The organism is Collimonas sp. NPDC087041, from assembly GCF_044745265.1.
In the GTDB taxonomy this organism is placed as follows: Bacteria; Pseudomonadota; Gammaproteobacteria; order Burkholderiales; family Burkholderiaceae_D; genus Collimonas.
The window spans coordinates 78885-103357 of sequence record NZ_JBIUZX010000006.1 but is presented as its reverse complement, the minus strand read 5'-3'; the positions used below and the strand labels follow the sequence as shown (position 1 = coordinate 103357).

Annotated in this window: 22 protein-coding genes; 10 read left to right on the top strand and 12 right to left on the bottom strand. The window is 59.1% G+C overall.

The features are described 5' to 3' along the window. Positions 1–148: 148 nt before the first annotated feature. The 6 genes from ACIPF8_RS12875 to ACIPF8_RS12850 form a co-directional block, all read right to left on the bottom strand. Positions 149–928, bottom strand: a complete 780-nt coding sequence (locus tag ACIPF8_RS12875) for a peptidylprolyl isomerase (protein WP_400421491.1) — start codon at positions 926–928, stop codon at positions 149–151. A gap of 112 nt (positions 929–1040) precedes the next feature. Next, positions 1041–1322: a BolA family protein gene (locus ACIPF8_RS12870; RefSeq protein ID WP_400421490.1), complete on the bottom strand. Its 282-nt coding sequence runs from the start codon at positions 1320–1322 to the stop codon at positions 1041–1043. Then, the gene (locus ACIPF8_RS12865) at positions 1319–1939 is read right to left on the bottom strand and encodes a septation protein A (protein WP_400421488.1); all 621 of its coding nucleotides are present in this window, start codon (positions 1937–1939) and stop codon (positions 1319–1321) included. The genes ACIPF8_RS12870 and ACIPF8_RS12865 overlap by 4 nt, the downstream gene beginning before the upstream one ends. A gap of 49 nt (positions 1940–1988) precedes the next feature. Further along, positions 1989–2390 carry a peptide-methionine (R)-S-oxide reductase MsrB gene (gene msrB, locus ACIPF8_RS12860; protein ID WP_400421486.1) on the bottom strand — a complete coding sequence of 134 codons (402 nt, stop codon included), beginning with the start codon at positions 2388–2390 and terminating at the stop codon, positions 1989–1991. 14 nt (positions 2391–2404) lie between these two features. Continuing rightward, positions 2405–3901, bottom strand: coding sequence for a YdiU family protein (locus ACIPF8_RS12855; protein WP_400421485.1), 1497 nt, complete (start codon positions 3899–3901; stop codon positions 2405–2407). 94 nt (positions 3902–3995) lie between these two features. After that, complete coding sequence (locus ACIPF8_RS12850; RefSeq protein ID WP_400421483.1) at positions 3996–4610, bottom strand: DUF2239 family protein; 615 nt, start codon at positions 4608–4610, stop codon at positions 3996–3998. 229 nt (positions 4611–4839) lie between these two features. On the opposite strand from ACIPF8_RS12850, the gene ACIPF8_RS12845 reads away from it, so the two are divergent. The 4 genes from ACIPF8_RS12845 to ACIPF8_RS12830 are packed head-to-tail and all read left to right on the top strand — an operon-like array spanning position 4840 to position 8498. After that, a complete protein-coding gene (locus ACIPF8_RS12845) occupies positions 4840–5784 on the top strand; it encodes a branched-chain amino acid ABC transporter permease (protein ID WP_400421481.1) in 945 nt (314 codons plus the stop codon). Positions 5785–5794: 10 nt separating this feature from the next. Further along, complete coding sequence (locus ACIPF8_RS12840; protein WP_400421479.1) at positions 5795–7027, top strand: branched-chain amino acid ABC transporter permease; 1233 nt, start codon at positions 5795–5797, stop codon at positions 7025–7027. Further along, the gene (locus ACIPF8_RS12835) at positions 7024–7800 is read left to right on the top strand and encodes an ABC transporter ATP-binding protein (RefSeq protein WP_400421477.1); all 777 of its coding nucleotides are present in this window, start codon (positions 7024–7026) and stop codon (positions 7798–7800) included. Before ACIPF8_RS12840 ends, ACIPF8_RS12835 begins: the two co-directional genes overlap by 4 nt. Continuing rightward, positions 7797–8498 carry an ABC transporter ATP-binding protein gene (locus ACIPF8_RS12830; protein ID WP_400421475.1) on the top strand — a complete coding sequence of 234 codons (702 nt, stop codon included), beginning with the start codon at positions 7797–7799 and terminating at the stop codon, positions 8496–8498. Before ACIPF8_RS12835 ends, ACIPF8_RS12830 begins: the two co-directional genes overlap by 4 nt. Positions 8499–8619: 121 nt before the next feature. On the opposite strand, the gene ACIPF8_RS12825 is transcribed toward ACIPF8_RS12830, so the two are convergent. The 4 genes from ACIPF8_RS12825 to hutC all read right to left on the bottom strand — a co-directional run bounded on the left by ACIPF8_RS12825 (position 8620) and on the right by hutC (position 12407). Continuing rightward, a complete protein-coding gene (locus ACIPF8_RS12825) occupies positions 8620–9318 on the bottom strand; it encodes a DUF1120 domain-containing protein (RefSeq protein ID WP_400421474.1) in 699 nt (232 codons plus the stop codon). A 13-nt stretch (positions 9319–9331) separates the two neighbouring features. Then, positions 9332–10135 (bottom strand): ferredoxin--NADP reductase, encoded by an 804-nt coding sequence (locus ACIPF8_RS12820; RefSeq protein WP_400421473.1) that lies wholly within the window; start codon positions 10133–10135, stop codon positions 9332–9334. Beyond that, positions 10132–11610 (bottom strand): MFS transporter, encoded by a 1479-nt coding sequence (locus ACIPF8_RS12815; RefSeq protein WP_400421471.1) that lies wholly within the window; start codon positions 11608–11610, stop codon positions 10132–10134. The genes ACIPF8_RS12820 and ACIPF8_RS12815 overlap by 4 nt, the downstream gene beginning before the upstream one ends. 80 nt (positions 11611–11690) lie before the next feature. Further along, positions 11691–12407: a histidine utilization repressor gene (hutC, locus tag ACIPF8_RS12810; protein ID WP_061533208.1), complete on the bottom strand. Its 717-nt coding sequence runs from the start codon at positions 12405–12407 to the stop codon at positions 11691–11693. Positions 12408–12685: 278 nt separating this feature from the next. Here hutC and hutU point away from each other — a divergent pair, with 278 nt between their 5' ends. The 6 genes from hutU (at position 12686) to hutG (ending at position 20172) form a co-directional block, all read left to right on the top strand. Next, positions 12686–14392: a urocanate hydratase gene (gene hutU / locus ACIPF8_RS12805; RefSeq protein WP_400421469.1), complete on the top strand. Its 1707-nt coding sequence runs from the start codon at positions 12686–12688 to the stop codon at positions 14390–14392. Between the two features lie 132 nt (positions 14393–14524). Then, positions 14525–16063: a histidine ammonia-lyase gene (hutH, locus tag ACIPF8_RS12800; protein ID WP_400421467.1), complete on the top strand. Its 1539-nt coding sequence runs from the start codon at positions 14525–14527 to the stop codon at positions 16061–16063. A 28-nt stretch (positions 16064–16091) separates the two neighbouring features. Then, entirely contained in the window at positions 16092–16697 is a 606-nt protein-coding gene (locus ACIPF8_RS12795) for a HutD family protein (RefSeq protein ID WP_400421465.1), read from the top strand. Next, positions 16678–17928: an imidazolonepropionase gene (hutI, locus tag ACIPF8_RS12790; protein WP_400421463.1), complete on the top strand. Its 1251-nt coding sequence runs from the start codon at positions 16678–16680 to the stop codon at positions 17926–17928. The genes ACIPF8_RS12795 and hutI overlap by 20 nt, the downstream gene beginning before the upstream one ends. Further along, complete coding sequence (locus ACIPF8_RS12785) at positions 17925–19340, top strand: formimidoylglutamate deiminase (protein ID WP_400421461.1); 1416 nt, start codon at positions 17925–17927, stop codon at positions 19338–19340. The genes hutI and ACIPF8_RS12785 overlap by 4 nt, the downstream gene beginning before the upstream one ends. 13 nt (positions 19341–19353) lie before the next feature. Next, the gene (hutG, locus tag ACIPF8_RS12780) at positions 19354–20172 is read left to right on the top strand and encodes an N-formylglutamate deformylase (RefSeq protein WP_400421459.1); all 819 of its coding nucleotides are present in this window, start codon (positions 19354–19356) and stop codon (positions 20170–20172) included. On the opposite strand, the gene cls is transcribed toward hutG, so the two are convergent. Both cls and ACIPF8_RS12770 read right to left on the bottom strand, forming a co-directional pair. After that, positions 20167–21516 carry a cardiolipin synthase gene (gene cls / locus ACIPF8_RS12775; protein WP_400421457.1) on the bottom strand — a complete coding sequence of 450 codons (1350 nt, stop codon included), beginning with the start codon at positions 21514–21516 and terminating at the stop codon, positions 20167–20169. The two genes, hutG and cls, sit on opposite strands and share 6 nt — an antisense overlap. Positions 21517–22229: 713 nt before the next feature. Beyond that, on the bottom strand, positions 22230–24368 hold the full coding sequence (locus ACIPF8_RS12770) for a site-specific recombinase (RefSeq protein ID WP_400421455.1): 2139 nt from the start codon (positions 24366–24368) through the stop codon (positions 22230–22232). Between the last annotated feature and the right edge of the window lie 105 nt (positions 24369–24473).

The window sequence follows — 24473 nt, the reverse complement described above, 5'->3', positions numbered from 1 at the left end:
CGCCGACCTTATTCAACGATTGAGGTAACGCGTGGGCACAGGCGCCCATCCTACGTCAGGCGAAATCGTCGAATGTTATCGCTGGGAATAAAAAAAGCGCTCCGAGGAGCGCTTTTTTATTGCCGCATTATTGCTTGCTGCGAAGGTCTTATTGCACCTTGGCTTTTGCGCGCAGATCTTGCTGGTAAGCCTGCAGTTTTTTCTGTTGCAGCGCTTCAGTGATTTGCGGCTTTACTTCGGCCAGGGTTGGGATCTTGGCTGGGCGTACTTCGTCCAGCTTGATTACGTGGTAACCGAATTGGGTCTTGACTGGTGTATCAGTCAGTTGACCTGGCTTCAATGCAACCAGCGCATCGGAGAATGGCTTCACGAACGAAGCTGGTGTTGCCCAACCCAGATCGCCGCCATTGGCTGCCGAACCTGGATCTTTCGATTGCTTGGCCAGGTCTTCAAACTTGGCGCCGGCTTTCAGCTTGGCGATGATGGCTTTTGCATCGGCTTCGTTTTCAACCAGGATGTGCTGTGCGTGGTATTCCTTGTCGCCGGCTTGTGCCTTGAACTTGTCGTACTCAGCCTGGATGTCGGCATCCTTGATTGGGTTCTTCTTGATGAAGTCGGCAACCAGGGCGCGGATCAGGATCGATTGACGGGCGATGTCGGCTTGTGCCTTGACGTCAGGGTTGTTGCCCAGACCCAGCTTGTCGGCTTCCTGGATCAGCACTTCACGGTTGATCAGTTCGTCCTTGACCATGGTGCGCAGTTCCGGGCTGTCAGGTTGACCGCCTTGTGCTGTCAATTGCTTGACCATCATGTCGGCGCGCGACGATGGGATTGCCTTACCATTCACGACTGCAAGGTTTTGCGCCATAACAGGCAATGCAGCAGCTGCAAAAAGTACTACCAGTAAACGGGAAGGTTTAAAAGTCATTATCACATCCTAATTGGGGAGAAGTTATGAATAAATTAATGCTAGACAGGCCAGAATAACTGAAGTCGGTTTGCAGGACAATTATTTTGTTTAGGGAGCTTCTCAAGATTATTTAAGCCGCTTTTGTTTCAGAAGGTGCCAGCGCATTGATTGCCAGTGCATGAATTTCGCTATGCATCATTTCAGCCAGGCAATCATACACCAGCCTATGTCGTTTTAAACGGTTTTGCCCCTCAAAAACTGTGCTGACTATTCTAATCTTGTAATGCCCGCCGCCTGAAGCAGCGCCGGCGTGTCCCGCATGCAGCGCCGACTCATCCTCCACTAGACATTCCAGCGGCGAAAAAGTTGCTATTAATTTGTTACGAATCGTATCAAGACGCTGATTGTTCATTCAGATTCCTTGATGTATTTCGACAGCAATACGCTCTGGCCGATGACGAAGACGAACATCAGCCCTATGACGCCGAACACTTTGAAGTTGACCCAGGTGGCGGTCGGGAAGTTGAAAGCCACAAACAGGTTCAGGCAACCCATGAAGATGAAAAACGCGATCCAGGCAAAGCCTACTTTTGGCCAGATCTGATCAGGCATGGACATTTGTTTTTCCATCATGGTGCGGATCAGGTTCTTTTCCAAGAACAATTGGCTGACCAGCAATACCGCGGCAAAGGCCCAATACAGGACGGTTGGCTTCCATTTGATGAAGGTTTCGTTATGGAAGTAGATGGTGGCGCCGCCAAATACGCAGATGATCAGCAGCGATACCCACAGCATCGCATCAACTTTTTTCCGACGCAGCAGCAGGTAGCTGATCTGGGCGACTGTGGCGACGATAGCCACTGCTGTCGCCAGCAGCACCGGCGCCTGGGTTGCGGTAACTACGCCGCCAGAGACAAAGCCGGACAAGTAATGATTGACCAGCGCTAGCGCAGCATCGGGGCTGCCTTCGCCCCATTTGAAGATGCCGAAGAAAAGAATTACCGGGAAAAGGTCGAACAGGAACTTCATGTGTTGGGTCTGCTTTCAGTCAGGATAAGTAGCGGTCGGCGAAGATGGCTCAGTCAGCCGGATCAAAACGCAATGATGCCGAATTGATGCAGTAGCGCAGGCCGGTAGGCGGCGGTCCGTCCGGGAACACGTGGCCGAGGTGGGCGTCGCACACCTTGCACAGGATTTCGGTGCGGCTCATGCCGTGGCTGCGGTCGACGCGTTCTTCGACGTTGTCGGGATTGATGGCCTTGAAGTAGCTCGGCCAGCCGCAACCGGAATCGAACTTGGCGTCCGATTCGAACAAGGGTGTATTGCAGCAGACGCAGGTATAGATGCCGTGTTCGTGGTGATCCCAGAAGCGGCCGGTGAATGCCCGTTCGGTCGCTGCGTGGCGGGTCACTTCATATTCCATCGGCTCCAGTTCGGCCCGCCATTCGGCGTCGGTTTTGCTGATTTTGGTGGTGCTCATGGTTCAATTCCTATCTAAGACGAACAACTTACTTCCAGTCCGCGCGCCCAATCCGGAGGCAGTTCTGCATACTGTGCATGTTGCGGCTGCTCGTCAAACGGGTTTTCAAGAATCTGCAGCAGTTTGCGGACTTCTGAGAAATCCTTATTCTGCGCCTTTTCGATTGCGATCTGCGCCAAATAGTTTCGCAGCACATATTTGGGGTTGCTTGCATCCATTGCAAGCTTGCGCGCCGGGTCCTGGCTGTTTTCCATTCTCAGGCGCGCCCGGTATTGTAACGCCCAGGCGTCGAATGCAGCACGGTCGATGAATTGGTCGCGCAGGGTGCTGTCGGCGGTCGGATCGTCCAGCTGCAGGTTGCCAAGGCTGCGGAAAAACCGCGTGAAATCGACGTGGCTGCCTTGCATCAGTGCAAACATCGCATCGAACAATTTACTGTCATCGGCCTGGTGTGTTTGCAGCCCCAGCTTGGCGTGCAGCAATTCATCCATTTTGGCGCCGTATTGGGCCTGGTAGTCGGCCAGTGCGGCTTCAGTTGCTTCGACGCTGCCGATCAGCGGCAGCAGCGCCTGGCCCAGCGCGAAGCAGTTCCATTGGCCGATCTGCGGCTGCATGCTGTAGGCGTAGCGGCCTTGTTGGTCGGTATGGTTGCAGATATGGCGCGGGTCGTAGGCTTCCATGAAGCCGAACGGGCCGTAATCCAGGGTCAGGCCGAGGATCGACATATTGTCGGTATTCATCACGCCATGCATGAAGCCGACTGCCTGCCAATGCGCCATCAGATGCGCGGTGCGACGGGTCACCTCGGCAAGCAGCGCCTGGTAGGGGTTGGCGGCGTCCTGCAGTTCCGGGTAAAAGCCGGCGATGACATAGTCGGCCAGGGTTTTCAGTTCTTCCTGCCGATTGTTGTAATACCAGTGCTCGAACGAACCGAAGCGCACGAAGCTGGGCGCCATGCGGGTGACCACTGCGGTGGTTTCGGGGCGCTCACGCATGGCCAACTGGTTGGAACCGATCAGCGACAGGGCGCGTGAAGTCGGGATGCCAAGCGCGGCCATTGCTTCCGAACAGAGGTATTCCCGGATTGAAGAGCGCAGCACGGCACGGCCGTCGCCCATGCGCGAGTAGGGTGTCGCACCGGCGCCCTTGAGTTGCAGCTCCAATCGTTTGCCGTCGCTAGCGGTGACATCGCCAAGCAAAATCGCACGACCGTCGCCCAGTTGTCCGGCCCAGACACCGAATTGATGGCCGGAATAGACCGCCGCCAGCGGTTGCGAACCAGCTGCGATGTGGTTGCCGGCGAAGGTCTGGATGAATTCGTCACTGGCCGCAGCCTCGGCGTCGAGTCCGATCAGCCCAGCGGCCTTGGCGCTAGCGTCCACCAGATAAGGAGCGGGCAGAGGCGTCGGCATCAGCCTGGTGTAAAAGGCAGCAGGCAACTGCGCAAACGCGTTGGCGAAGTGCAGTTGATCGAAGCCGGGGACTTCGGGAATGGCCAAACGAGTGTTCATGACGGCGTTAATCCTGATTGCTATAGGTAATGGCGGGAGTTTTCCAGTATCTCACGGTTGCCGCAAAGACGAGTGCGGATGCCCGTCACGGTCCTCATGCCTCGGTAGCAAAGGCACGTGCCGCCAGCTTCCTCGCATGATCGCGGATGTCGATTTGCCAGGGTTCGCTCAACTCGGCAAAGCGCGCCTGGTCGCCGGCAAAGAAGGCCCGGGTCGCTTCTTCGAAATTGACCAGGTCACCGGCCATCGCCGACATGAAGCGATATGCATATTCCTGGGCAAGGCGGATCTGGTCACGCTCTTCGCCGTGTCGGCGCGCGTCCTCGACCAGTTTGCGCAGCGCCACCGAGGCGCCGCCAGGTTGCTGGTTGAGCCAGTCCCAGTGGCGTGGCAGCAGCGTGACTTCGCGGCCGATCACGCCCAGTTTCGGCCGTCCGGGGCCGCGCGGCGCTTCGTCGCTGCTGGCGGCTTTTGCCGTTTGCGCTGCATGGGTTTCATTCAACGACAGGCGTTGCAAGACTTGCTCGGCGCTGCCACGGAAATCGATTTCGACTTGCACGCTAGTGATGTCGTCGAAGATCAGTACGGTCGCGGCGTCGTTCCGGTCAAGCAGTTCCTTGGCTTTTAACGCGACCAGGGCCAATTGGCCGGAAGCGATGCGGTGCGCGCCGGCAAAGGCGATGACCTGGCTGGGGGGAGTGGTGTTCATATCAGGAGAATCTCCGAAGTTGCATTAAGTGATGTCGACAATATTACCCGGGTTTAATTTACTGGTCAATATTACCTTGGTAAAATTAATTTGTGGGTCTGGTGCAGATATGCGCCGGACCAGCTACAGGGCACGATGTTGGCAAACCGGTAGAATGCCGAACCGTATGTCATGACCGCACTAGAAGCCAAAATGGCGCATAAATAAATTAACGCTTAATTAACGCTGAATGGAATTCACCCTCATTACATTACTCAACGGCGTCAGCTATGGCTTGCTGCTGTTCTTGCTGTCGTCGGGGCTGACCCTGATCTTCAGCATGCTCGGCGTGCTCAATTTTGCGCATGCCAGCTTCTATATGCTGGGCGCTTATTTCGCCTATGCGATCAGCGCCAAGTTTGGGTTTTGGCCTGCGCTGTTCTTGGCGCCGCTGCTGGTCGGGCTGCTGGGGGCGCTGGTCGAGCGTTTTGGCCTGCGGCATGTGCGCCGCCATGGGCAGGTGGCGGAGTTGTTGTTTACTTTTGGCTTGTCCTATCTTGCCGTCGAGCTGGTGCAACTGGTCTGGGGCAAGTCGGCGCTGCCGTATGTGATCCCGGCGCAGCTCGATGGTCCGCTGTTTACTTTTTATGCCACCGAATTCCCGATCTATCGCGGCTTCATGATGCTGCTGGCGGTGCTGACCTTGCTGGCGGCGGCCTGGTTGCTGAAGCGCTCGCGCCTTGGCTTGCTGATCCAGGCCGCGTTGACGCATCCGCAGATGGTCGAGGCGTTGGGGCACAACGTGCCGCGGATTTTTACGCTGGTGTTTGGCGTCGGCTGCGGCCTGGCGGGATTGGCTGGCGTCGTGGGTGGTAATGCCTTTGTCACCGAACCGGGCATGGCGGCCGGCGTCGGCAGCATTATTTTCGTGGTGGTGGTGGTCGGTGGCCTGGGCTCGCTGGCGGGGGCGTTCATCGCTTCGCTGCTGATCGCAATCCTGCAAACCTTTGCTGTCGCGCTCGATGTGTCGCTGTTGGGCGGTCTGGCGCGGCTCGGAATCGACGTTGATCCGGCTGCGGCGGCTTATCCGCTGCTGCAATTGACGTTGGCCCAGGTGGCGCCGATCCTGCCGTACTTGTTGCTGGTGCTGGTCATGCTGCTGCGGCCGCGTGGTTTGCTTGGCGTGCGCGATTGAGGGCGGGGACATGACAACAACGCATCCGTCATCGCACGCCAAATGGCTTTGGCCACTCTTTGCCTTGGCGCTGATAACGGCGCCGCTGTTGTTCCCGCAAAGTGCAGCGTTGTCGATCCTGTCGCAATGCGGCAGCATGATGATCCTGGCTTTGTCCTTCAATATGCTGCTCGGGCAGAGCGGCATGCTGTCGTTCGGGCATGCGCTGTATGCCGGATTGCCGGCATTTGCGGCGGCCCACGCGATGAACCGGTTGGCCGGCACTGGTGCTGCGGCGCTGCTGTTTGTGCCCTTGTTGGGTGGGCTGGCAGGATTGGCGTGTGGCGCGCTGTTTGGTTATGTCACCACCCGTAAATCGGGCACCGCCTTGTCGATGATCAGCCTGGCGTTGGTGGAAATGGCGGCTGCGGCGGTGCTGATGTTTCCTGCCTGGTTTGGCGGCGAAAGCGGTGTCAGCACCGATCGGGTGCTGGGTGCGCCGCTGTTCGGCATCGATTTCGCTTCGCCGTTGCAGGTGTATTACCTGATCGCGTTCTGGTTGTTCGTTTCCTGCGCCGCCATGTATGCGCTGACGCGCACGCCGCTGGGACGCATTGCCAATGCGGTGCGCGACAATCCGGAGCGAGCCGCTTTCATCGGCCATGACCCACGCCGGGTGCGTTATCTGATGTTCATGCTGGCGGCATTCTTTGCGGGCATCGGCGGTGCGCTCGGTGCCATCAACTTTGAAATCGCCAGCGCCGAGAACCTGGGCTTGCTGCGTTCGGCGCAAATCCTGCTGTTCACCTTCATCGGCGGTATCGGCTATTTCTTCGGGCCGTTGCTGGGAGCGTTGGTCGGTGTGCTTTTTTCGACCCTGTTATCGACTTACACCCGGGGCTGGCAGTTGTATCTGGGACTGCTGTTTGTCGGCATTGTGTTGTTTGCGCCGGGCGGACTGGCCGGTATCTGGATGGCTGCCGTGTCGACCTGGCGCCGGCTGACGCTGCCGCAATTACGGCGATTGCTAAGGCCATTTTTGCTGCTGCTGGCTACGGGATTACTCATGAGTGCTGCCGGCGTGTGCCTGATCGAGATGCTGTATCGGCATGCTGCCGACAGCGGCGACGGCGTGCCGCCAGCTTCTTATAACTTGATGGCTTTGTCGATTGGCGTAATGCTGGCTGCGGCCACTGGCATGCGGTTTGCGCGCCGGCGTTATTTGCACGCGCTGGCAATGATTGATCGGGAGGCGCAGCCATGAGCGCAAGCGAACAACCGATCGTGCTGGAGTTACGCAATCTGCACAAGCAGTTCGGCGCTACCCCGATTATCCGTGGCGCCGATTTGCAATTGCGGCAAGGAGAGAGATTGGCCTTGATCGGCCCCAATGGCGCCGGCAAATCTACCCTGTTCAACCTGATATCGGGTCGCAACGCCGCCAGTAGCGGCGAGATATTGCTGCATGGTCGCCATATCGACGGTCTCAGCCCATTCCAGGTGAATCGCCTCGGCCTGGCGCGCAGCTTTCAGATCACCAATATTTTTCCGCAACTGAGCGTGTGGGAAAACCTGCGCGTTGCGGTATTGTCCGCGCACGGCTATCGCCATACGTTCTGGCGCAAGCTGGCGGCGCTGGGCGACGTCAATCGGCGCACGGAAGAGGTGATGCTGCAATGCGGATTGCAGGCGCAGCGCGACACACTCGGCGGCGTACTTGGATATGCTGGCCAGCGCGCGCTGGAAATCGGCATCACGATTGCCGGCGATGCCGCCGTGCTGCTGCTGGACGAGCCGACGGCCGGCATGAGCCGCGATGAATCCGAACGCGCGCTGGAATTGATTCGGCGCATCAGCGTCGGCAAGACGCTATTGCTGATTGAGCATGACATGGAGGTGGTGTTCGGCTTGGCGGATCGGATTGCGGTGCTGGTCGAGGGCCGCGTCATTGCTTGCGACACGCCGGCGGCGATCCGTGGCAATCGCGCGGTGCAGGAAGCCTATCTCGGCGCGCTTGGAGTGGAGTTGGACTCGTGAGCGCGCTGCTGCAAATTCGTGGTCTGCATGCCTTCTATGGGCAGGCGCAGGTGTTGCATGGCGTCGACCTTGAGCTTGCCCGCGGCGAGATCGTGGCTTTGCTGGGTCGTAATGGCGCCGGCCGTTCCAGTACGCTGAAAGCGGTCATGGGCATGTTGCGCGGCAGCGGTTCGGTGCTGCTTGACGGCGTCGAATTGTCCGGTTTGAAAACCTTTCAGATTGCCCGCCAAGGCTTGGCCTACGTGCCGGAAGAGCGGGCCGTGTTTCCCGCCTTGACGGTGCAGCAGAATCTGCTTCTGGGACAGCAGGGACGCGACGTCGCCGGTGTCAATATGGACGATATGCTGCGCTTGATGCCGCAATTGGCGGCGCGCCGTCATGTCGCCGCTGGAGTATTGTCCGGGGGCGAGCAGCAGATGCTGAGTTTGTGCCGCAGCCTGATGAGCGCGCCCAAGGCGATCATGGTGGATGAGCCTACCGAAGGCTTGGCGCAAGCCATGGTCAAGGTGGTCGCGCAGCATTTGCAGCTGCTGCGGGAGCAGGGATTGGGCGTGCTGCTGGTCGAGCAAAAACTCGACATTGCGCTGGAAATTGCCGACCGCGTGCTAGTGATGGGACGTGGGCAGATTGTGTTTGCCGGGACGCCCGCCGAGTTGCGTGGTAATCCGGCAGTGCGCCAGCAATGGCTGGAAGTCTGAGCGCGTCAACGGAACCCGCAGTCTGGCAGCCAATCTTATCGGCCATCAATGTCGACATGCACTGCGAGGAAAATAAATGTGCTATTTGATCTTATTGGGTGTGCTGCTAGCCGCCAGCGGCCTAGCATCGGCGTCGTCCGGCGAGGCATGGAATAAATTGCAGGCCGATACGCGCAAAGCCTGTCTCGCCAAGAGCGGCTTCAAGAATGCCAAAGTGGTTGAGGGACCAGTCATGTTTGCCAATGCGGTGTTGTACCGGATCGGCGGTAACTGGCCGCAGCCGCATATGAAAGGCAAATACGGGAAGGTCTATTATCAGGCTGCGGGAAGGGGAAAATGCGTAGTAGAAATTGGCAAGAGGATATATGTAGTTGGTAGTTCCGCCCATCTGCCTAATCCAGGTTTCACCACTATTTTTGCTGAAAATGCCATCAACTGGGGCACCGTTTCCAAAGATGTTGCCTAAGAAATTGTGCATTTGAAAGTATCCAATTTTCTCACCATGGGCTTGCGTACCCAAGCCGAAATTGGGACCAGCTGCAGGCGCACTAGCTGCCCGATTATCGATGAATTTCATGGCCGTCTGCACGTCTGCATCACAAGTAATTGTGTAGTTTCCGACTTTGCCAGGGAGGCTGGTTATGGCGTCTGGCGACAACATTGCGGCAGAAATATTGCCGAAATCAAGGACGTTGCCGCCGACGGACGCCGGAATGCAAGCCGGGGAACTCTGGTGCTGATTTTGGTAGTGGCAGATTGCCCAATCATCTCTGGGGCGGGCAGTCGGATGGGCCTCCAGACCTGGGGGCGAGGCCGCCATCAGGCATTGTTTGTTACCAGTAGTCTTCAGTCACAAACTGGCCCGGCACCGCCCGCCGGCAAGGGCGCAGGCCGCGCTGGTGCAGCAACTCCCGCGTTTCTGTAATCATTTCCGGATTGCCGCACATCATGATGCGCGATTTCTCGACCGTGATATCCAGGCCTGCTGCGGCCTCCAGTGCGCCGTTCGCCAGCAGGGCGGTGATGCGGCCCTGCAGATTGCCTGGGCCAGCGGCTTGCGCATCGCGTGTGGTGGAGCGCAGCAGTTGCAGCCGCGCACCGCCGGCAGCCAGTTCCGGCCTAGTCGGTAATGACGCCAGCAGCTCCTGGTAGGCCAGTTCATCGGCATTCCTGACACAATGGACCAGGATCAGGTTGCGGAATTTCTGCCACACCGCCGGATCTTGCAGGATCGAGATGAACGGGCCGAGGCCGGTGCCGGTGGCCAGCATCCATAAATCCTCGCCATCGACAAAACGGTCCACGGTCATGAAGCCGTAGCTGAATTTCTCGACCAGGATCGGCATGCCAGGCTGCAAGCCCTTGAGCTGTTCGGTGAACTGGCCGCCGGGAACCTGCACCAGGAAATATTCCAGTTCCGATTCGCTGGCCGCCGAAGTGACCGAATAGGCGCGCCACAATACTTCTTCGCCTACCGTTACGCCGAGGCGGGCAAACTGTCCTGGCGTGAATTGATAGCCGGCCGGTCGTGTGCTGCGGAATGACAGCAGTTTGTCGGTCCAGTAGTGCACGCTGGTGACGCTTTCAGTGCTGGCCTTCAGCGGCGACACGGCGGGTTTGGGTGGCGTGCTGCTCATGAAAGGGATTCCTCTGCTTGACCGGTCTTGACGGGTGAAGGAGCGTTCAGGCGCAAGGCTTGGCGTACCGTGAAGAAGGCTAGTAGCGGCGCCGCTGCGAAACAGATGAACAACCAATGCGCGGCGTTGGAGGCACCGGCCAGGCCACCCGGATCAGCAACGCCGGCCAGCGCTGCAACCATGCCAGCCAGCGCGGCGCCGACGGCGGTGGCGAATAACTGCACGGTGGTCAGCGAATAAGCTGCCAGGTTGCCTTCATCGGCAGGCGCGCTGCTTAATATCTTCGCCATCAGGTGCGGCATGCCCATGCCGATGCCGAAGCCGACCAGCAACAGCACGATGCACAAGGGCAGCAAGCCGTAGCTGTCCAGCACTGCGGCCGACGGCAGCAGCAACGACAACGCCAGCAGCGCGACGATGACAACCACCGGTCCGGCCTTCATCACAAACCTGGCGCGCGTTCCGCTATAGCTGGAGAACAGTAGTGCTGCCAAGGTCCAGCCGCAAGACATGATGCCGGTCAGGTAACCGGCCAGCAGTGGCGAGTGGCCCTGGATCACCTGCAGGAAGTAGGGCACATAGATTTCTGTGGTTAATCCCAGGATCATCAATATCATGGTCGCATACAAGGCGCCGATGCGAGTGCGCAGCGAGAACGCGCCGCTCGGCAGCAAGCGTGTGCCGCCGCGCCGCTCGAGCCAGGCAATCAGCGCGATCAGGGCGACGCCGAACGCGATGCCGGCGAAATTCATGACGATGCTGCTGAACAGGCTGGCCGCCGATACTGACATCACCGCTGCCGCCAGCAGCAGGATCTTCAGGATCGGGATGCTCTCGGGTTTGTCGTCCGAACGGCTTTGCGGCGGGACTTTCAGCGTGAACTGCACCAGTAACGCCAGGATGATGGCGGCCGGCAGTAGCGCCCAGAACGCGCCGCGCCAGCTGCCCATCTGGGCGAAGATGCCGCCGATGGCCGGCCCCGACAGCGTTGAAATGCCCCACATGCCGGACATCAGCGCCATTGCCCGCGACCACAGCGGCGGCGCAAAAACCACGCGGATCATCGCGTAAGACAAGGCCACCAGCACGCCGCCGCCAAAACCCTGCACGGTACGCGCCGCCAGCAGCCATACCATGTGCGGCGCCAGTGCGCAGCCGGCGGAGCCGAGCGAGAACACCAGCAACGCCAGCAGGCAGGCGCTGCGATAGCCGAGCCATTCGACCAGGCGTGAAGCAACGCCGGCGGCAATGATCGACGCCACCACGAACAGCGAGGTGGCCCAGGCATAGTATTCCAGGCCGCCGATATCCTTGACTACCGACGGCAGGATGGTGGTGACGATATAAACGTTGGTGGCGTGCATGCCGACGCCGCCGGCCAGGGTGATGGAGCGCAGGGCGTTGCGGCCTGACAGCAGATCGGACCAGCTGGCCGGTGCGTCGTTTGAATTGATTGCGGTAGGTGTAGCCGACATGGGCGATATGTCCTGTTTGTACTGCTTCAGAGTTGAAATTCTACTGCGCCGGATCTGATGGCGCTGGCTGCGCGTGCGGCTCAGAAACCGCCGGTGAATTGATACCGTGAGCCGGGATGCCACAGGCTGACCGAGGTCGCCACGGCATCGTGAACCCAGGTGCGGCGCGACAGTAGCAGGCATGGTTCGCCGGCTTCCATCTGTAGCAGCTTGCGCACTGCGGCGTCTGGCATTTTCGATTCGATGCTGTATTCGGCGCGATCCAACGGCGCCACCTGCACCATGTAGTGATTCGGCGTGATGCGATGAAAATCCTGCTGCAGGTAATCCGGAAACAGCGCTGGATTGGTGTAGCGATCTTCTAGTTGGATCGGGATGTCGTCGGCGAAATGCACGATCACTGAATGGAATACCGAGCCGCTGTCGAAGCCAAGCGCCTTCAATGCCACCGGCGTGGCGCTGGCTTCCAGCGTCAGCACCTGGCTACGGTAGCGGTGGCCGCGCGCCACCAGTTCGTCGTCGATACTGCGGATTTCCACCAGAGTCGATTGATATTTTCCCGGCGCGACATAGGTGCCGGAGCCTTGAATCCTGACCAGCATTTGATTGTCGGTCAGCTCACGCAATGCGCGGTTGACTGTCATTCGCGACAGGTTGAATTGCAACATCAGTTCGCGTTCGGACGGGATCAGGTCGCCCGGTTTCCATTCACCACTGCGGATCTGCTGCAATACATGATCCTTGACCAGTTGAAATGAGGGTACTGCCTTGTTGTTCTTTGCTAATGCGCCATGCATACGCCGGCTCCTACTCAATAAATTTCATTAGGGATACTACAACAGTTGGGGGGCAACCGAAGTATGCAAGCTCAAGTAAGCTTTAAGTCAACGGGAATCTTTGATGCCATGATTGTCCGTAAGGTTATTCGTGTGCGAACCGTTCTCGAAGCATCGCCAGAAGTTTGGATAAATCCGGTTGACTAAGTTGTATAGGCATTATATCTTACTGGCCTATACAACTTGTACTTTGAATGCGAACATTGTCGAGCGAATAACTTTTACGGAGACCAGTCACCATGAGCACACCGACCAGCACCGATCCACGCCGCGATCCGAGCCGCACCATCCGCGCAGCACGCGGCACCCAGTTGACCGCCAAGAGCTGGTTGACCGAAGCGCCGCTGCGCATGCTGATGAACAACCTCGATCCGGAAGTTGCCGAGCGGCCGAACGATCTGGTGGTGTACGGCGGCATTGGCCGGGCCGCGCGTGACTGGGCATGTTTCGACAAGATCGTCGAAGCATTGACCAAACTGAATGACGATGAAACGCTGCTGATCCAGTCCGGCAAGCCGGTTGGCGTATTCCAGACTCACGCCGATGCGCCGCGGGTGCTGCTGGCCAATTCCAACCTGGTGCCGAAATGGGCCAACTGGGAACACTTCAATGAGCTCGACCGCAAGGGCTTGTTCATGTACGGCCAGATGACTGCCGGCAGCTGGATCTATATCGGCAGCCAGGGCATCGTGCAAGGCACGTTTGAAACCTTTGCCGAAGCCGGGCGCCAGCATTTTGGCGGCGACCTGTCCGGTCGCTGGATCCTGACCGCCGGCCTCGGCGGCATGGGTGGCGCCCAGCCTCTGGCGGCGACGCTGGCTGGCGCCGCTTCGCTGACCATCGAGTGCAAGCAGTCGAGCATCGATTTCCGTTTGCGCACTCGCTATCTCGACAAGCAAGCCAAGAACCTGGACGACGCGCTTGATCTGATCAAGTACCACACCGAACGCAAGGAAGCGATTTCGATCGGCCTGCTCGGCAATGCCGCAGAAGTGCTGCCGGAACTGGTCAAGCGCGCTAAAGCCGGTGGCATCAAGCCGGATCTCGTGACCGACCAGACATCCGCGCATGACCTGATCAACGGCTACCTGCCGGTCGGCTGGAGCGTCGAGCAGTGGGTGGCTGCGCAAAACGATCCGTCGCAACAGGCGCGGCTGACGGCCGATGCTGCTCACTCCTGCGCGCAGCATGTGCAGGCGATGCTGGATTTCCATGCAATGGGCATCAAGACCGTCGATTACGGCAACAACATCCGCCAGGTCGCGTTCGACCAAGGAATCAAGAACGCTTTCGATTTCCCAGGCTTTGTGCCGGCGTATATTCGTCCGCTGTTCTGTGAAGGAAAAGGCCCGTTCCGCTGGGTGGCCTTGTCCGGCGATCCGGAAGATATCTACAAGACCGACGCCAAGATCAAGCAACTGTTCCCGCAAAATAAGCACGTGCATCGCTGGCTCGACATGGCGCGCGAGCGGATTGCATTCCAGGGCTTGCCGGCGCGGATCTGCTGGCTTGGCCTTGGCGAGCGCCATATCGCCGGCCTGGCATTCAACGAGATGGTACGTAACGGCGAACTGAAAGCGCCGGTCGTGATCGGCCGCGATCACCTCGATACCGGCTCGGTCGCCAGCCCGAACCGTGAAACCGAAAGCATGAAGGATGGCAGCGATGCCGTCTCCGACTGGCCGCTGCTGAATGCTTTGCTGAATACATCCGGCGGCGCCACCTGGGTTTCGCTGCATCACGGCGGTGGTGTTGGCATGGGCTATTCGCAGCATGCCGGCATGGTGATCGTTGCCGACGGCACCGATGCCGCCGCCAAGCGCCTGGCGCGCGTGCTGGTCAACGATTGCGCATCGGGCGTCATGCGTCATGCCGATGCCGGCTATGAGGCAGCGGTGGAATGCGCAAAGCGGCACAATCTGAATTTGCCGATGATTAACCGATAAAGCGGCTTTGGTGGGCGCGCATTTGCGCCCGCTTGCTGCCGGATTCCGCGCGGGCACAACTACGCGCGCGCCCTACGGCATCGGGATTGTCCGTAGAATTGAAATGAATAGTGAATTGTGAAAGAAATGAACATGAAAACATCGTTGACCCTGCAACCGGGAAAAATGTCGCTGGCCGAAATCCGTAGTATCTGGGCCGATGCCGTTCCACTGCAATTGCCGGCCTCTGCCTATACCGCGATCAACGCCTCGGCTGCCACCGTGGCCCGGATCGTCGAACGCGGCGATGCCGCTTACGGCATCAACACCGGTTTTGGCAAACTGGCCAAGACCCGCATTCCGGATGAACAGCTGGAACTGCTGCAGCGCAACCTGATCCTGTCGCATTCAGTCGGCACCGGTGACCTCATCGACGATGGCGCGGTGCGCCTGATCCTGGCGATGAAAATCGGCAGCCTGGCGCGTGGCTTTTCCGGCATTCGGGCGCAAGTGATCGATACCTTGCTGGCGATTTACAACGCCGGCATCATGCCGTGCATCCCGGTCAAAGGTTCGGTCGGCGCATCAGGCGATCTGGCGCCGTTGTCGCACATGACGCTGGCGATTCTGGGCGAAGGTCAGGTACGGGTCGACGGCAAACTGGTCGACGCCAAGGAAGCGCTGGCCCAGGCCGGCATCGCGCCGATCGTGCTGGCCGCCAAGGAAGGACTGGCGCTAATCAACGGCACCCAGGTCTCTACTGCATTGACCCTGCACGGATTGTTCCTGGCCGAGCGCGTGCTGGAAGCGGCTGCCGTTACCGGTGCGTTGGCTGTCGACGCAGCACGCGGCAGCGATGCGCCGTTCGATCCGCGTGTGCATGAAGTACGCGGCCAGCCGGGGCAGATCGCCACCGCCAAGATCTATCGCCAATTGCTGAGCGGCAGTGCGATCCGCCAATCGCACCTGGTCAATGACGAACGTGTACAAGATCCGTACAGCTTGCGCTGCCAGCCGCAGGTGATGGGCGCTTGCGTCGACCTGATCGGCAATGCGGCACGTACGTTGCTGATCGAAGCCAATGCGGTGACCGATAATCCGCTGATCTATGCCGAACACGATGAAGTCATCTCGGGCGGTAATTTCCATGCCGAGCCGGTGGCCTTTGCCGCCGATACGCTGGCATTGGCGATTGCTGAAATCGGCGCCTTGTCCGAGCGCCGTATCGCATTGTTGATCGACTCCTCGCTGTCGGGTCTGCCTCCGTTCCTGGTGCAATCGTCCGGCCTCAATTCCGGTTTCATGATTGCGCACGTGACTGCGGCTGCGCTGGCGTCGGAAAACAAATCGCTGGCGCATCCCGCCAGCGTTGATAGTTTGCCGACTTCCGCCAACCAGGAAGACCACGTCAGCATGGCGACCTTCGCCGGCCGCCGCTTGCACGAGATGGCGCACAATACCGCTACCATCGTCGCGATTGAATTGCTGGCTGCGGCGCAAGGCGTTGATTGCCATCTGCCGCTGACCACTTCGCCGTTGTTGGCTGAAGTGTTGCAGCGCTTGCGCCAGCAGGTAGCGTTCTACGACAAGGATCGTTTCTTCGCACCCGATATCGAAGCGGCGAAGCAACTGGTGCTGCAAGGTACTGTCAGCGCCAGCTGCGCATCGTTATTCACTGAGTTATACGCCTGATAAAACCTTTGAAGGACGGCAGCAATCAATGAAACTGATCCGCTTCGAAGACTTGCCGGCGACGCCCTGGAAAAATGGTGGTGGCGTGACGCGCGAGCTATACAGCTATCCGGCTGCGTCTTCCTTCGACACCTTCCTGTGGCGTGTGAGCATTGCCGATGTGGCCCAGTCAGGTGCGTTTTCCAGCTTTGCCGGTGTCGACCGGGTGATTACCTTGCTGGCCGGCGACGGCATGCAACTGCTGGCGGAAGACGGCGCCGCTGTGCCGTTGTTGCCATTGCAGCCGCATCGCTTTCGCGGTGAGCAGCAGGTTGCCGCTCGGCTGGACGGCGGCGCCTGCCGCGATTTCAACCTGATGCTGCGCCGTGGCGCCGCGACCGGGGAGTTGCAGGTCTGGCACGCCGACCAGGATTTGGCCGAGGGTTGCGACTTGCTATATTGCGTCCAAGGCGGCTGGGAAGTGTTGGGCGATCAGGGTGAGCAGGCGACGCTGATGGAGCGGCAAGCCCTGGTTTGCGATGATCTGTCCGGTCCGGTGTCGTTGCGTTCCTTGCATGCCGGTAGTGTATTAATCAGCATTAGCATCAACATCAATCTGCAACAGGAAGGCCGCCATGCCGCAGAACCAAGTTAATCCAATACGCTCGGCCGATGGCGTCTGGCACAACGCCCGCGTCGCGCCGGCCGGCAATCCTGATCACGCCATTGTCGACGCCGTCATCGTGGTGCGCGATGGCGTCATTGCCTGGCTTGGCAGCGAAGCATCGCTACCGGCCGAGTTTTCCGATCCGGCGTTGCCGCGTCACGATGTCGGCGGCCGCTGGATTACGCCCGGGCTGATCGATTGCCACACACATCTGGTCTACGGCGGCAACCGCGCCGATGAATTTGCATTGCGCCTGGCCGGCGCCAGCTACGAGGAAATCGCGCGGCGCGGCGGCGGTATCGTCTCGACCGTGCGCGCCACCCGGCTGGCGGATGAAGACAGTTTGTTCGAGCAGGCGGCGCGGCGGCTTGAAGCGCTGCTGGCCGAAGGCGTGACAACGATTGAAATCAAATCCGGCTACGGACTGGACCTGGACGGCGAACGCAAGATGTTGCGTGTGGCGCGACGCCTGGGGCAGCACTATCCGGTCACGGTGTATACGACCTTCCTTGGCGCCCATGCGCTGCCGCCGGAATACCTGGGCCGTGCCGACGACTATATCGCGCTGGTCTGCGACGTCATGCTGCCGACCCTGCATGGCGAAGGGTTGGTCGATGCGGTCGATGTGTTTTGCGAGAACATCGGCTTTTCGGTCGCGCAAAGCGAACGGGTTTTCAACGCTGCACAACGTCTCGGCCTGCCGGTCAAGATGCACGCCGAACAACTGTCGAATATCGGCGGTACGCAGTTGGCGACACGTTTCAATGCCTTGTCGGTGGATCACCTGGAACATCTGACAGAAGCCGATGTGATCGCCATGCAGCGTAGCGGAACCGTAGCGGTGCTGTTGCCAGGCGCCTATTACTTCATCCGCGAAACCAAACAGCCGCCGCTCGATCTGCTGCGACGTTACGGCATACCAATGGCGCTGGCGACCGACAGCAATCCCGGTACATCGCCGACCACCTCCTTGCTGCTGATGTTGAATATGGCCTGCACATTGTTCCGCATGACGGTGGCGGAATCATTGCAGGGCATTACCATCCATGCTGCACAAGCGATTGGCCAGGGCGCTCGGCACGGCCTGCTTGAGCCGGGACGGACTGCCGATTTCGTGGTCTGGTCGGTTGACTCACTGGCCGAGCTGGCCTATTGGTCCGGTCTCAATCCTTGCCGCACGGTGGTGCGTGGCGGCAGCATTACCCGAGGACAGCCATGAATCCAGTCATGAAGCAGCTGATTGCCGACCGCGCGCTGTTGCCGCAGGGTTGGTGCAACAATGTCCTGCTGGAGTGGGACGAGGCCGGCATCCTGACCAATGTCAGTCCTGACGCCGCCGAGTTCGCACTGGCGCCGCGCGTTGCTGCTGCGGTGCTACCCGGCATCACCAACTTGCATTCGCACGCATTCCAGCGCGCGATGGCTGGCCTCACCGAATACCGCTCGCAGGCACAGGCCGGCTTCAGCGATAGCTTCTGGAGTTGGCGCACGTTGATGTACAAGTTCGCGGGCAAATTGTCGCCGGCCGATTTGAAGGCGATTGCGCTGCAGCTGTATATTGAAATGCTGCAGGCAGGCTATACCTCGGTGTGCGAATTTCATTACCTGCATCACGATATTGGCGGCAAGCCGTATGCCGATCCGGCTGAAAACCTGGTGTGCCTGATAGACGCAGCGCAGGAAGCCGGTATCGGCCTGACCTTGCTGCCGGTGCTCTATCAGTACAGCGGTTTCGGCGCCCAGGCGCCACATGCCGGGCAGGCGCGCTTCATCAATTCGCCGGAGTGGATCATGGCGGCGCTACAAGGCTTGCAGGCGGCGCATCCGCAGCATGCCGGGCTGCGCTACGGCGTTGCGCCGCATTCGCTGCGGGCGGTGTCGCCGCAATCGCTGCAAGCCATGTTGGACCAGCTGCGCCAGTGGGATGCGCAGGCGCCGGTGCATATCCATATCGCGGAACAGACCAAGGAAGTTGACGATTGCGTCGCTGCGTTGGGCGCGCGTCCGGTGGCCTGGCTGCTGGATCATGTCGAGGTCGATCGCCACTGGTGCCTGGTCCATGCAACCCACATGAATGCCGATGAAACCGTCCGGCTGGCGCGCAGCGGCGCAGTAGCCGGCATCTGTCCGACCACCGAAGCCAATCTCGGCGACGGCTTTTTCAACGGCGTCGACTACGCCGCCGCGCAAGGCGTGTGGGGCATCGGTTCGGATAGCCATGTCACTACCAGCGCTGCGGAAGAATTGCGCTTGCTTGAATACAGTCAGCGCCTGCTGCATCGGCAGCGCAATGTGCTGACTGGGGTTGCGGCTAGCGATGGCGCCGCGTCGGTCGGTGCTTATCTGTATCGACAGGCCTTGCACGGTGGCGCTGCCGCTAGCGGCAGGGCGGTGGCCGGCTTGCAGGTGGGGCAACGCGCCGACCTGCTGGTGCTGGATCCACATCATGCCGACCAGGCCGGAAAACAAGGCGACCAGCAGCTCGACAGCTTCGTCTTTTGCCAGCACGGCGCCAGCCCGGTGCGCGATGTCATGGTCGGCGGTCACTGGGTGATCCGCGATCATCGCCATGGCCTGCAGGAAAGCAGCGCCAGGGCATATGGAGATACACTCAAGGGATTGCTCGATTGAACTCGGAGACAAAATGAATACGACGATAGAAAAATTCATATTCCGGCGCGGCCGCTTGCCGTTGCTGGTTTCGATGCCGCATGCCGGCGAATACATCCCGCCGGAGATCGCTGCCAGCATGACGCCTGTCGCGCTACAGATGGCCGACACCGATTGGCACATGCCGTTGCTGTATGACTTTCTGCATGAGATTGGCGCCTCGGTGCTGGTGGCGACCCATTCGCGCTACGTGATCGATTTGAATCGTCCGCGTGACAACGTCAACCTGTATCCGGGGCAGGACACAACCGGCCTGTGCCCGATCGACACCTTCCATAAAGAAGCCTTGTATCAAGATGGCAAGCAGCCCGACGACAACGAAATTCAGCGTCGCATCGCCAATCATTGGGAGCCGTATCACAACCAGTTGCAGAATGAATTGCAGCGCATGCGTGCCGAACATGGCGTGGCGATGCTATGGGATGCTCATTCCATCGCATCGGTAGTGCCGCGTTTCTTTGAGGGCCGGCTGCCGGACTTGAACCTTGGTACGGCATCCGGCAGTTCCTGCGCGCCGGAGCTGGCGCAGCAGCTGCAACTGATCGCCGCGCTGGCGACGGATGACGGCTTCAGCCATGCGCTGAACGGACGTTTCAAAGGCGGCCACATCACGCGCCACTACGGCAAGCCGGAACAGAACATCCATGCGGTCCAGCTGGAGCAGACCCAGATCACCTACATGGAAGAACAGTTGCCGTTTGCCTTCGATGAAGAACGGGCAGCGCGGGTACGGCCGACCTTGCGCCGATTCCTGCAAGCCATGCTGGCCTGGGCCGACGCCCACGCGCTATAACCAGTAGCCGAGCGAGCGCGCCGACCATTCCTTGATGTGCTCGGAAAACGGCCGCTGCTGCCATTGTCCAAGCGTGATCTGGTCGGAGTCGAGCAGGTCCTCCTGGAAGGCATTTTCCATTTCATTGCCGAAATCGCTGTCGATCACGATCACGTTGGCTTCGTAATTGTGCAGGAAGCTGCGGATGTCGAGGTTGGCAGAGCCGACGGTCGACCAGACGCCGTCGATCACTGCGGTTTTGGCATGCAATACCGTCAGCTGCAGTTCGTAAATATGGATGCCGGCCTCCAGCAGTTGCGTATAAAACGAGCGGCCGGCCTGGAACACCAGTCCGCTGTCCGAAACGCTGGGCAGGATCAGCGTGACGTCGACGCCGCGCTGTGCCGCTGCTACCAGTGCATTCACCAGTTGTCGGTCAGGGGCGAAGTAGGGCGTCGTGATGTGGATGCTTTGCCGCGCTTGCTGGATCGCCAGGATGTAGGCTTTGTAGATGCCATAATCGCCATCCGGCCGGCTGCCGAGGACGTGCACAGCCTTGTCGCCGGCCTTGCCCAGTTTCGGAAAATAATTCAGGTCGGGCAAATCTTCACTGTGCTGACTGGCCCACGTTTGCAGGAACAGCAATTGCAGCGAAGCGACCGCAGGACCTTCGATCTGCACATGCGTATCGCGCCAGCCGATTTCATTGGCTGCAACGCGGCGCCGCGAGCGGAACAAGGAGCTATTGGCATAGGCGGCGCTGATGTTGACGCCGCCGGTAAAGCCAATCTTGCCGTCGACAACCAGTATCTTGTGATGATCGCGATGATTCAGTTGCCAGCGGCCGAAGCGCTTGAGCGGGTTGACCGGATTGAACTCAAGCATCTTGATCCCGGCGGCGCGCATCCTTTCGAAAAATTCACTAGGAGTGCCGATGCTGCCGACGCTGTCGTAAATGACGTTGACTTGCACGCCGGCGCGTTGCTTTTCGATCAGCAGATCGGCGAAGCGCTGGCCCAGTTCATCCTGGTCGAATATGTAGGTTTCAAAATTGATGGTGCTGGTGGCTTGTTCGATGGCGGCGATCATCGCTGTCATGGTTTCGGGGCCGTCGAATAGCAGGGTGACTTTGTTGCCTTGGACTAGCGGGCTGCCGGTGGCGGCGGCTTCGAGTTCTGCCAGGCGGGCCTGGTCGAGGACTGGGCCGGTGGTTGCACTGGTGGCGGTCGGGACTTTCTGCGCGAGCGATGTGCTGAGGTTGCTGACATCGGGCAGGGTTGAGCAGGCAGCCGTGAGGATGCTGAGCAGCAGGGCAGCGTATCGCGTGAGTCGATTGATTCGGCATTGCGGCACGGGGTTGTTCAACGTGTTTTCCATATCTCGTGGCGTTGATGTTCGTTGCCGTTTGGATATTACAGTGTTGTGGGGGTGCTTGCTGGAGTGCTTACTCGAATTGTCTTTTCTGCTGCGTTTGATGGATGTGGAATCATCCACCACATAGTTAAATGGGGTCGGAGTTTTTTTCGCGGCTTCTTGCGAAAATTACTCTGACCCCTTTTAACGGGCCACGGAGTGAGTGCGACGGTGCCTCAGCGTGTTCATCCTGCGCTACTTAAAGCGGTTGCTACTCCGTGGAAGCTTGCCGGGGGCGGCCCGGCAGCCGCTCACTTTCTTTGCTTCGCCAAAGAAAGTAAGCAAAGAAAGGCGATCGCACAGCCGTTGCCCGCCGTTGGCGGGTCCCCAAATGAGACGCGCGCCAGTCGGATGGGACACAAACTCGCTGCGCTCAAACATGTGTCCCATAATTCCCGACTGTCGCACGTCTCATTTGGCAACGTCAGCATGCGAAAAGTCAAAAGCAACGGCAACGTCAAAAGCAACTGCAACTGCAACTGCAACGTCAAAACCAACCCATCGCAGTTAAATGGGGTCAGAGTTTTTTTTCGCAGTCTTTTGCGAAAATTACTCTGACCCCTTTTAACGGACTACGGAGTACGTTCGGTGGTGCATCAGTTATGTTCGTCCGGAAAAAAGCGAGCGCCCCCGGAATTTTTTCCCTTGAGCGATCGGATTTGATTTTATGCAGCCGGGTGTTCTTCCTCTGGAATCGCCACCTTTTTCGGCGGGATGAAAAAATCCATCGGGCCTTTGCAGAAGCGTTTGAAGACTGCTTTGGCCAGGGTCAAGCCGTGGCGGAAGCGGACCTGGCGGGCTCTTAGGGCGACAAACAGGGCTAGCGAGAAGCTGACCCACAGGTTGACGGTGCCGATGCCGATGACGCCGATTACTGAGGTGACGGCGGTTTGCCAGCTCATGTGGTTGTCCAGGCCGACCAGGGCGGTGGCGAAGTTGGTGGCGGAGAAGGTGATATGGCGGATGTCGATCGGCAAGCCCAGCATGAAGCCGATGGTGCCGATGGTGCCCAGCAGGATGCCGAAATAGAAATTACCCATCAGGCCACCCAGGTTGCGCTCCAGGTATTCACCGAAACGAGCCTGGCGCGCTTCGCCCAGAATGCCGCGTAGCCAGTGTGCGCGTGCCACCCGTTTGCTCATGTGGGTATACAGCGCCTTGTTGTCGTAGTAACCGGAAATCAGGCCGGCCAGGAACAGGCACACACCGGCGATGGCGGCATGGAACAAGGCCAGGCTGGCGAACGGGTCGATATCGTGCAGCAGATGCGCCGCCTTGTCGGGAGAAACCAAATGGTGGCCGAAAAGTGCCTGGTAGCCGAGCGCGATCAGGTAGGCCGCCGGGAAGGCGATCACCAGGTTGCCGGCAACCGCAATGAACTGGGTACGGATCACCTTGACGATCATCTCGACCAGGCTTTCGATATCGATGTTGCGGCCGTCGCGGCTTTGCAGGCCGGAGGCGATGCGCGAGGCGGTCATGGCCGGTTGCTTGGTGGCGACCGTGAAATGCAATACATGGATCAGCATGAAGCCGACCGAGTAGTTCATGCTGAACAGGAAGGCTTCCACCAGCGGCGCGGCGCGCAGGTAGGATGCCAGTATCTTCAACATGGACATGAAGCCGATCACGAATCCGGCGCCGGCGGCAGAACGGAACATCTTGCCGTATTCCGAACGGTCTTCGGCGATGTAGTGTTCGCCGGTACGGCTGGCGTTTTCAGTGACGTTACGGGCCAGCAGGTTGATGTTGTCGGCAAACAGTTCGCGCACTGCGTATTTGCGGTTGTGGCCTTCGATCAGCTCCTGCGCCAAGCTTAACGCCTGGGTGCGCTTGGCAAGCTGCTTGGCTGCGGCTTGCGCGTCGATTTCGCTCTGGTCCAGAGGGGCTTCGAGTTTTTCGGTGTTGGGTGCAGCGATGCTGACGTCGCCGACATCAACCAGCGTCAACAGCTTGCGCAGGCGCGCGATGCTTTGCTCCAGGCGCACCAGCAGGTAGGTCAGCGACACGCTGCTGCCCATGCGCAGCGCATTCTTGCGGATCTTGAGTACGATGGTCTCGCATTGGTCCAGCATCACGGACAGGTGGCGCGCATCTTCCAACGGCGGCAGTTCGGCCTGGCCGAAAGCTGAATCGGCAGCGGCCAGGTGTTGGCGATAGCTGTTCAGATAAAGATGCAGTTCGACGTTCTGCATCAGGAACGGCGATTCGAATTCATCGATGCTTGGATACAGCCTGAGCAAAGCCGGCTCCAGGCCCATCGCACTGATGCGATAAGAGAGGGTCTGGATCGCTTCCAGCATTTCGCCGATGGTCTTGTGGCGGTCGATCGCATCGCTGGCCGCATTGTTTTCGGCATCGGTGTACGGCGCTGCATTGCTCAGCAAAGCGAACAGCGCCAGCCAATCGGCGGTTGGCACTGCATTGATCCAGAGATAATCGGTTTCTTTCGGCAGCAGGCGGTCCAGGCAATCGCGCAAGTAGTTTTCATCCAGCGCTGGCGGCAACAGCCGGAACGACAGGCGCTGGAATAGTTCGGTAAAGAAGCCGGCATTCGGCAAGATGCCGGTGTCGGTGTACAGGCTGATTTGACGACGAGTGGAAAATAGCCGCAGCACGTAATGGCGCAGCGCACTGGCCTGGGCCGGTTCGCCATGCAGTAGTTGCACCAATATGCGTACCTTCTCGGCAGCTTGTTCGCCGAGCTCAGGTTTGTTGGGGCGCAACGTCTTTATCAAGGCCACCAAGTGATCGATGTCATCGGAGTTCGGATCGGCGGCAATGAGTTTTAGTGTTGACAGCATGTAAGTTCTTATAGAATACAAAGTCGATAGTGTACGTTCAGTTCGATAAAACGGTTCGCCCGACGAGCGAATGTTACGTCTAGTCCAACCACTGAAAATGAGCTA

Excerpts from the sequence above, each read along its gene's own strand:
- hutI (WP_400421463.1), top strand. The coding sequence starts at position 16,678 with ATGCCGCAGAACCAAGTTAATCCAATACGCTCGGCCGATGGCGTCTGG.
- ACIPF8_RS12865 (WP_400421488.1), bottom strand. The coding sequence starts at position 1,939 with ATGAAGTTCCTGTTCGACCTTTTCCCGGTAATTCTTTTCTTCGGCATC.
- msrB (WP_400421486.1), bottom strand. The coding sequence starts at position 2,390 with ATGAGCACCACCAAAATCAGCAAAACCGACGCCGAATGGCGGGCCGAA.
- ACIPF8_RS12820 (WP_400421473.1), bottom strand. The coding sequence starts at position 10,135 with ATGAGCAGCACGCCACCCAAACCCGCCGTGTCGCCGCTGAAGGCCAGC.
- ACIPF8_RS12785 (WP_400421461.1), top strand. The coding sequence starts at position 17,925 with ATGAATCCAGTCATGAAGCAGCTGATTGCCGACCGCGCGCTGTTGCCG.
- ACIPF8_RS12795 (WP_400421465.1), top strand. The coding sequence starts at position 16,092 with ATGAAACTGATCCGCTTCGAAGACTTGCCGGCGACGCCCTGGAAAAAT.
- ACIPF8_RS12815 (WP_400421471.1), bottom strand. The coding sequence starts at position 11,610 with ATGTCGGCTACACCTACCGCAATCAATTCAAACGACGCACCGGCCAGC.
- hutU (WP_400421469.1), top strand. The coding sequence starts at position 12,686 with ATGAGCACACCGACCAGCACCGATCCACGCCGCGATCCGAGCCGCACC.
- ACIPF8_RS12845 (WP_400421481.1), top strand. The coding sequence starts at position 4,840 with ATGGAATTCACCCTCATTACATTACTCAACGGCGTCAGCTATGGCTTG.
- ACIPF8_RS12770 (WP_400421455.1), bottom strand. The coding sequence starts at position 24,368 with ATGCTGTCAACACTAAAACTCATTGCCGCCGATCCGAACTCCGATGAC.
- hutH (WP_400421467.1), top strand. The coding sequence starts at position 14,525 with ATGAAAACATCGTTGACCCTGCAACCGGGAAAAATGTCGCTGGCCGAA.
- hutC (WP_061533208.1), bottom strand. The coding sequence starts at position 12,407 with ATGCATGGCGCATTAGCAAAGAACAACAAGGCAGTACCCTCATTTCAA.
- ACIPF8_RS12855 (WP_400421485.1), bottom strand. The coding sequence starts at position 3,901 with ATGAACACTCGTTTGGCCATTCCCGAAGTCCCCGGCTTCGATCAACTG.
- ACIPF8_RS12835 (WP_400421477.1), top strand. The coding sequence starts at position 7,024 with ATGAGCGCAAGCGAACAACCGATCGTGCTGGAGTTACGCAATCTGCAC.
- ACIPF8_RS12875 (WP_400421491.1), bottom strand. The coding sequence starts at position 928 with ATGACTTTTAAACCTTCCCGTTTACTGGTAGTACTTTTTGCAGCTGCT.
- ACIPF8_RS12840 (WP_400421479.1), top strand. The coding sequence starts at position 5,795 with ATGACAACAACGCATCCGTCATCGCACGCCAAATGGCTTTGGCCACTC.
- ACIPF8_RS12825 (WP_400421474.1), bottom strand. The coding sequence starts at position 9,318 with ATGGCGGCCTCGCCCCCAGGTCTGGAGGCCCATCCGACTGCCCGCCCC.
- ACIPF8_RS12850 (WP_400421483.1), bottom strand. The coding sequence starts at position 4,610 with ATGAACACCACTCCCCCCAGCCAGGTCATCGCCTTTGCCGGCGCGCAC.
- hutG (WP_400421459.1), top strand. The coding sequence starts at position 19,354 with ATGAATACGACGATAGAAAAATTCATATTCCGGCGCGGCCGCTTGCCG.
- ACIPF8_RS12870 (WP_400421490.1), bottom strand. The coding sequence starts at position 1,322 with ATGAACAATCAGCGTCTTGATACGATTCGTAACAAATTAATAGCAACT.